This is a genomic window from Avibacterium endocarditidis (assembly GCF_002921145.1).
Classification (GTDB): Bacteria; Pseudomonadota; Gammaproteobacteria; order Enterobacterales; family Pasteurellaceae; genus Avibacterium; species Avibacterium endocarditidis.
Genome location: NZ_PQVI01000101.1, coordinates 1 through 7,423 on the forward strand (window position 1 = coordinate 1; position 7,423 = coordinate 7,423).

Annotated in this window: 5 protein-coding genes and 2 pseudogenes; 6 read left to right on the plus strand and 1 reads right to left on the minus strand. The window is 42.1% G+C overall.

The annotated features are described in order from the left end of the window. Window positions 1–958, minus strand: a 958-nt coding sequence (locus tag C3Z13_RS08150; protein WP_103855592.1) for a signal recognition particle protein, incomplete at its 3' end; no start/stop codon positions are given. A gap of 169 nt (window positions 959–1,127) precedes the next feature. On the opposite strand from C3Z13_RS08150, the pseudogene C3Z13_RS08155 reads away from it, so the two are divergent. The 6 genes and pseudogenes from C3Z13_RS08155 to tolA all read left to right on the plus strand — a co-directional run bounded on the left by C3Z13_RS08155 (window position 1,128) and on the right by tolA (window position 7,364). Further along, a pseudogene (locus C3Z13_RS08155) lies at window positions 1,128–1,934 on the plus strand (cytochrome C assembly family protein). Between the two features lie 42 nt (window positions 1,935–1,976). After that, window positions 1,977–3,256, plus strand: a pseudogene (locus C3Z13_RS08160) (HlyC/CorC family transporter). Window positions 3,257–3,527: 271 nt separating this feature from the next. Beyond that, the gene (locus C3Z13_RS08165; protein WP_103855593.1) at window positions 3,528–5,579 is read left to right on the plus strand and encodes a TonB-dependent siderophore receptor; all 2,052 of its coding nucleotides are present in this window, start codon (window positions 3,528–3,530) and stop codon (window positions 5,577–5,579) included. A gap of 165 nt (window positions 5,580–5,744) precedes the next feature. Next, window positions 5,745–6,191 carry a TonB-system energizer ExbB gene (gene exbB, locus C3Z13_RS08170; RefSeq protein ID WP_103853410.1) on the plus strand — a complete coding sequence of 149 codons (447 nt, stop codon included), beginning with the start codon at window positions 5,745–5,747 and terminating at the stop codon, window positions 6,189–6,191. A gap of 9 nt (window positions 6,192–6,200) precedes the next feature. Continuing rightward, complete coding sequence (exbD, locus tag C3Z13_RS08175; RefSeq protein WP_103853409.1) at window positions 6,201–6,587, plus strand: TonB system transport protein ExbD; 387 nt, start codon at window positions 6,201–6,203, stop codon at window positions 6,585–6,587. After that, complete coding sequence (tolA, locus tag C3Z13_RS08180) at window positions 6,588–7,364, plus strand: cell envelope integrity protein TolA (protein WP_103855594.1); 777 nt, start codon at window positions 6,588–6,590, stop codon at window positions 7,362–7,364. Window positions 7,365–7,423 lie beyond the last annotated feature (59 nt).

Genomic DNA, 7,423 nt, shown 5'->3' on the forward strand with positions numbered 1-7,423 from the left:
CCATTTTTTCCGCTTTTTCTTGATCCACAGAACGTTGTAGATCTTCGATTAGCGAAAGCACGTCCCCCATTCCTAAAATGCGTGAAGCCACACGATCAGGGTGGAAAGGCTCAAGGGCATCTGTTTTTTCCCCAACCCCTAGGAATTTAATCGGTTTGCCGGTGATTTGGCGAATAGAAAGTGCCGCACCGCCGCGCGCATCGCCGTCCACTTTGGTGAGAATCACGCCAGTAAGTGGGAGGGCTTCGTTGAACGCTTTTGCAGTGTTGGCGGCGTCTTGACCCGTCATTGCGTCCACGGTGAAAAGAGTTTCCACAGGATTAAGTGCGGTGTGAATTTTTTGGATTTCCTCCATCATTTCGCCATCAACGTGCAGGCGACCAGCGGTATCCACAATCAACACATCATAGAATTTGAGCTTAGCCTCTGCTAGGGCGGCTTGCACAATCTCTACTGGATTTTGCTGGCTGTTAGACGGGAAAAAATCCACCCCAACGGCTTGCGCGAGGGTTTCAAGCTGTTTGATCGCCGCAGGGCGATACACGTCCGCCGACACCACCATCACTTTTTTCTTCTGACGTTCACGCAAGAATTTAGCTAATTTCCCCACACTGGTGGTTTTACCCGCCCCTTGCAAACCCGCCATTAGGATCACCGCTGGCGGCTGAGTGGCAAGATTTAGGCTTTCATTTGCTTCACCCATCGCTTTTTCAAGCTCGGATTGCACTATTTTGAGAAATTCTTGCCCCGGTGTTAAGCTACGATTCACTTCCTCGCCGATAGCACGTTCTTTCACTTTATTGATAAATTCACGCACCACAGGCAACGCCACGTCTGCTTCAAGCAATGCCATACGCACTTCGCGCAGGGTATCTTTAATATTATCTTCGGTTAAACGCCCTTTCCCTGTTATGTTACGCAGGGTTTTCGAGAGCCGATCAGAAAGGTTTTCAAACATCGTTTTTCCTAAATTTGAGTGGAATGAAATGAAATAAATTGTGCCAATTATACTGAAATCCCACAGATTTTCATCATTTGAAAGAAATTTATAGCGATTTTAGTGCGGCAAGGCTAGAATAAGAATAGTTCTTAATTTGGCATTAAAGCGAATAAAAAGGTGAATAAAAATGTGGTTTGCCGTTGTTTCAATTTTTTTATATTTAATTAGTATTCTTCTCATTACCCCGATGTTGTTGAAAGCCCATTCGGGCGAACAAACCAAAAACCGAATAAAACATTGTTTTTTTGCACCGCACTTTTGGCGATTATTACCCACGGCATTAGCCTTGCGCCGTTGTTTTCCCATTGGGCGAATGAGCAAACCTTCACCTTAATGGACATCAGTTCCTTGCTAAGTGTGATCGTGGCAGCTTTAGCAACTTTTGCCATTGGTTTTCGGGTGAATACGCTATGGTTTTTGTTGCCGATTGTCTATTGCCTTGCCATTATCAATTTGATTTTACAAACATTTTTACCTTTTTCTATCGTGCAGCATTTGATCCACAATGTGGGTTTATCTTGCATATCGGCTTGGCGTTGTTGGCTTATGCTGTCTGTTTTATTGCCACTTTATATGCCGTGCAGTTGTGGTGGATTGACCGCAATCTTAAAGTAAAAAACTGGCTCTATCGCCAATTATTCCGCCATTAATGACGGTGGAACGCCATTTTTTCCGCTTAATGTTAAGTGGTGAAGTGTTGCTTACCTTAACGTTAATTTCTGGTGCGATTTATTTGCCAGATTTCTTCGGCGTACAAAATGTACAAAAAGCCATCTTTTCTTTCCTTGCGTGGTTGGTGTTAGGTGTCGCGTTAATCGGGCATTGGAAATGGCATTGGCGTGGAAAAAAGGTGATTATTTATAGCATTTCAGGTATGATTTTGCTTTCGATTGCCTATTTTGGAAGTCGAGTTGCGTTTGGGCTAGGGCTTTAATTTTGCCGCCCAAGAACGATGGTTTTATAAAAGGACTTGATTTTGGATAGTATTCCCCTTAGTACGTTATTTATCACTTTAATTATTTTACTCATTTTATCCGCCTATTTTTCCAGTTCAGAAACAGGCTTGCTTTCCGCCAACCGCTATCGTATGCGCTTTTTAGCCGAAAAAGGGCATAAAGGGGCGAAAAAAGCAGAAAAACTTTTGAAAAAAACAGATATTTACTTAGCCTGATTCTTATCTGTAATAACCTTGTGAATATTTCCGCCTCTGCCATCGCCACCATTATTGGTATGCGTTTATATGGCGATATGGGCGTGGCGATTGCTACAGGGGCATTAACTTTCGCAATGTTGATCTTTGCGGAAATTTTCCCGAAAACCATTGCCGCACTTTATCCAGAAAGAGTGGCGTTTTTATCCAGCCATATTCTCACACCATTGCTGAAAATTTTTAGCCCCATTGTGTTCTTGATGAACCTAATTATTCGTGGCTTGATGAAATTATTTCGCGTGAAAAACGAGCAAAAAACCAGCTCGCTAAGCACCGAAGAATTACGCGCCATTGTGAACCAATCGGGGCATTTCATTCCTTCCGCCCACCAAGAAATGTTGCTTTCTATTTTAGATTTAGAAAAAGTTACCGTGGACGACATTATGGTGCCGCGCAACGACATTGGCGGGATCGACATTGACGATGATTGGAAAGCCATTATGCGTCAGCTCAACCATTCCGCACATAGTAAAGTGGTGCTGTACAAAGAGAGTATGGACGAAAATGTACTGGGTATCTTACGGGTGCGTGAGGCTTACCGCTTAATGTTGGACAAAAATGAATTTAGCAAAGAAACGCTCATTCGTGCGGTGGACGAGGCTTATTTTATCCCTGAAGGCACACCGCTTAATGCGCAATTATTGAATTTCCGCAACAAAAAAGAGCGTATTGGCTTGGTGGTGGACGAATATGGCGACATCAAAGGCTTGGTCACCTTGGAAGATATTTTGGAAGAAATCGTGGGCGAATTTACCACGTCAACTGCCCCGTCCATTGATGAAGAAGTTACTCAGCAATCTGACGGCTCAATGATCATTGAAGGCTCTGCCAATATTCGTGATCTGAACAAATTGTTTGACTGGCATTTAGACACCGACGAAGCGCGCACTTTCAACGGATTGATTTTAGAGCATTTGGAAGAAATCCCCGAAGAAGGCACGGAATGTGAAATCAACGGTTTAAAAATCACTATTTTAGAAGTAGCGGATAATATGGTGAAACAAGCAAAAGTAGAAAAAATCTCACCAACAAAACAGCCAGAATAAACGGTTTTTCCTATCATAAAATCACAAAGACGGAAGGTAGTTTGCCTTTCGTCTTTTTCTTTTGCCTTTTATTTACTTTTTATCTTTAAACGTTATCTAATTTATTTCACAAAGTGCGGTGATTTTTTACAAAATTTTTCTCAATTTTTAAGGATTTTCTTCCTGTTTCAGAAATTTTTATCTTTTGAATTTTTAGTTATTGACCATAAATGCAAAAGTAAACAATAATAATTCTCAATAATTTGACAATATGAAATAAAGGAAGTTCATTATGAAAAAAGCAAAATTTGTTCTTTTACCTCTCGCTACGCTTGTTGCTACAGCGGTACAAGCGGAAAGCCTTGGTGTGATTGATGTCATCACGGAAAATACAGGGGCGAAAAGCAAAACCAATGTTGTTACCCTAAAACAAATGGAACGTAGCACGGAGACGGATTTGCGTGGTTTATTATTTGATGAGCCAGCCATCAATTTCGGTGGCGGAAATGGTGGGACATCACAATGGGTAACTATTCGTGGAATGGGGCAAGATCAAATTGATTTCAAAGTGGATAATACGTATTCAGATACACAATCTTTCCATCACGAAGGGCGGTTTTTACTCGATCCCGCTTTGATTAAGCGTATTGATGTGCAAAAAGGGGCGGGGTCAGCCAGTGCTGGGATTGGTGCAACCAGTGGCTCAATCATTGCAACCACAGTTGATGCGCAGGATTTATTGAGAGAGGGGCAAAATTTTGGCTTTAAGCTCACTGGTGGCGTACGCAGTAATAAAGGCTATACGCAAGGCGCAAGTGTTTATGGCAAAGTTGGGGCATTTGATGCCTTGATTTCTGGCAACTGGAACCATAAAGAAAATTACAAAGGCGGTAAAGGCTACCAAAACCTTAACGGCTCAGACATTGTACAAAACAGTGCCTTAGGTGAGCGTGGTTTATTAGCCAAACTCGGTTGGGATATTACTGAAAATCAACGTGTGGTATTAAGCCATCGCCAAGAGCGCTATTACGGCGTAAGAGCATTGCGTGAAGAATTTGATTTTACCAATTCTTATATTTCTACATCACGCTTATCACCAGAGCAACGCAATAAGGGTTACAGCTTAAGTTCCGTTTATGCTGGGAAAGACAGACGTGGCAATGATTCTTACTATGTCCTTGATCAAAACGGTAACTATGTTGTGAATGAAGATAACAACAATCCACGTTACCGCACCACCACGCAAGATACCACCAATTTAGAGTGGACGGGTAAAAATATGGGCTTTATTACCGAAGCCAACGCCAATGTTTATCACACTAAACGTGTGCGTAAAGAACCTACAGGGCAAACCCGTATTCTTACCACTGGGGCAAACTTAAATTTAGACAGCGCTATTGGTGAAAATCACCTTGTGAAATACGGTGTAAACTATCGTAAACAAGTGGGGAAACCAAACCAACTTGCCGCAGGGGCGCATAATCAACGTAAAGATGATCTTGGATTTTATGTAGAAGGCATTTGGGGCATTGGGCCAGTTACCCTAACCACAGGCGCACGTTACGACTATTTTGAGTTTAAGGCCTCTGATGGTAAAAAAGCCAGCAAAGGGCATTTCAACCCAAGTGCGGGCTTAATTTGGCAAGTTTCTGATGATTTAAGCCTGAATACCAGCTTGAACTATGCAAGCCGCAGCCCTCGTTTATATGAAGTGGTGATTGCAGGCTCTGGCACAATTAGCGTGGATAGCAATATCCGTGCAGAGCAAGCACGCAATGCAGAAATTGGTTTTAACTACGATTTGAACGACAGCTTCTCATTAAACGGAAGTTACTTCTGGCAAAAAGTGAAAGATGCGATGTCGTTAAAAAATAACGCCATTTACAACGGCGCATTATTGCGTAACCAAGGTTATGAATTAGGCGCAGCTTACAAATATTCAGGGCTAACCTTGCGTGCTGGCGTGGCTGAAAGCAAGCCAGAAGTTTATGGCAATGTGGCGGATAATACCGTATTTGCCGTTGCTACTGGGCGAACTTGGACGACTGAGGTTTCCTATAAATTTGAGCAACCTAATCTTGAAATCGGTTGGAAAGGACGTTTTGTTGAAGGTGAAACGGGAACACCAAGCCGTGGTTCTGGTTCAGGCGACAGCGTGAAACAACCGGGTTACGGCGTCAATGATCTTTACGCAAGTTGGGAAGCAAACGAAAATCTCACCATTAATGTTGCGGTGGATAACGTGTTCAACAAGAACTACAAAAGCCACAGCCAACGTGCAGGGGTAAACAGCCTAACTGGCGCAGGGCGTGATTTCCGAATGAATGTGAGTTACACATTCTAAATGTGAAAAAACAAAGTGAGGTGATTTTTCACCGCATTTTTTGTTTGTGCTTTGACCGCAAATTTTTAATTTGCTACAATTTGCAACCTAATTGAAATTCATTCTCAATAACAATTAAGGGCAATTTGCCTCGTTTTATTTGAAGTCAGCGTTAAGGATTTCTCAATGCCGCAATTATTCGCATTTTTACAACATTATGTTGATTACATTATTTTAGGTTTACTCGGTTTAATGAGCTTTATTATGGTATGGTTCGTGATTGAACGCTTTATCTTTTTAAGCCGTGTGAATGTTTCGCACTACACCAATATCCACGAGTTAGACATTGATCTCAACCGTAACCTAACTATTATTTCCACCATTGGCTCAAATGCCCCTTATGTGGGTTTATTGGGTACAGTTATCGGGATTTTATTAACTTTCTATGAATTAGGAAATTCAGGTGGGGACATTGATGCCGCTGCCATTATGCTTAACCTTTCCCTCGCCTTAAAAGCCACGGCGGTGGGGATTTTAGTTGCCATTCCATCAATGGTGTTTTACAACGGCTTGCAACGCAAAGTGGAAGTCAATCGCCTAAAATGGAAAGCCTTAAACGGACAAAAAATCTAGGGGCATAATGTGAAAAAGTTTGATGAAATCAATATTATCCCTTTCATTGACATTATGTTAGTGTTGCTGGCGATTGTCTTAATCACCGCGTCTTTTATTTCGCAAGGCAAAATTCAAGTGAACGTGCCAAAAGCCAGCAGCACCGTAGCGTTTAAATCGGACGATTTAGCCAAATTATTAACCGTTACGGAAACAGGCGAAATCTTTTTTAACGATAAGCCGACAGATTTAGCGCAAATGGAAAAAGAAGTGGCAAGCTGGGCAAAAGATCAAAAAGTGACCCTGAAAGTGGACGCCAAAGCCACATTCCAAGATTTTGTTAGCCTGACAGATTTAATGGCGAAAAATAACATCAAAAATGTTGCCATTGTTACAATGAAAGAAAAAGGCAAATAAATGGCAAATAAACATCGTTCTTGGTTCGGCTTCTTCTTTTCTCTCCTATTTCACGCCACCGTGATCGGGGCGATTGTCTATGCTGTAAAAGCCGATAGCAGCGCCAATGGGTATCAAGCAGACGTGATCGACAACAGTATTTCAATGGAAATGCTAATGGGAATGACCGTTGAAGAACCTGAACCCGCGCCAGAACCTGTTGCAGAACCTGAGCCAGAGCCAGTGGCAAAAGAAACGGTGCCCGATCCCATTGTAAAACCTGAACCGCCAAAACCGGAAAAGCCAAAAGAAATTAAGAAAGAAAAACCGAAAGAGAAAAAGAAAGAAAAACCGAAAAAAGAGAAACCTCAACTCAAAGAGAAACCTTTGGCGAATAAGGCGCTTGAAAAAGGGGATCGCAATGTGAATTCTGAAGCGAAAATCACAGCGACAGCAACCAGCTTAGGCAAGGCAACGGTGAATAATCCAAACCTTGTTAGTAAAAGTGCTGGCTCTGATGTAAAGAATGCCTATATGGGCGCATTGCGCCGAGAAATAGAACGCCATAGACGCTACCCACAACGGGCTAAAATGATGCGTAAACAAGGGGTGGCGACAGTGAGTTTTAATATTGCTGCAGATGGTTCGTTGAGTAATATTCAACTCGTAAAATCCTCTGGTAATAATGATTTAGATAAAGCCGCCTTAGAGGCGGTAAACCGAACAAAATCTATCGGCGCAAGACCAGCAGGACTTTCACCTTCAATGACCGTGCCAATTCGGTTTAGTATTCTATAAAATATGAAGTGCGGTGGAAAAATATTGAGTTTTTCCACCGTCACTTTTCTTATTACAAA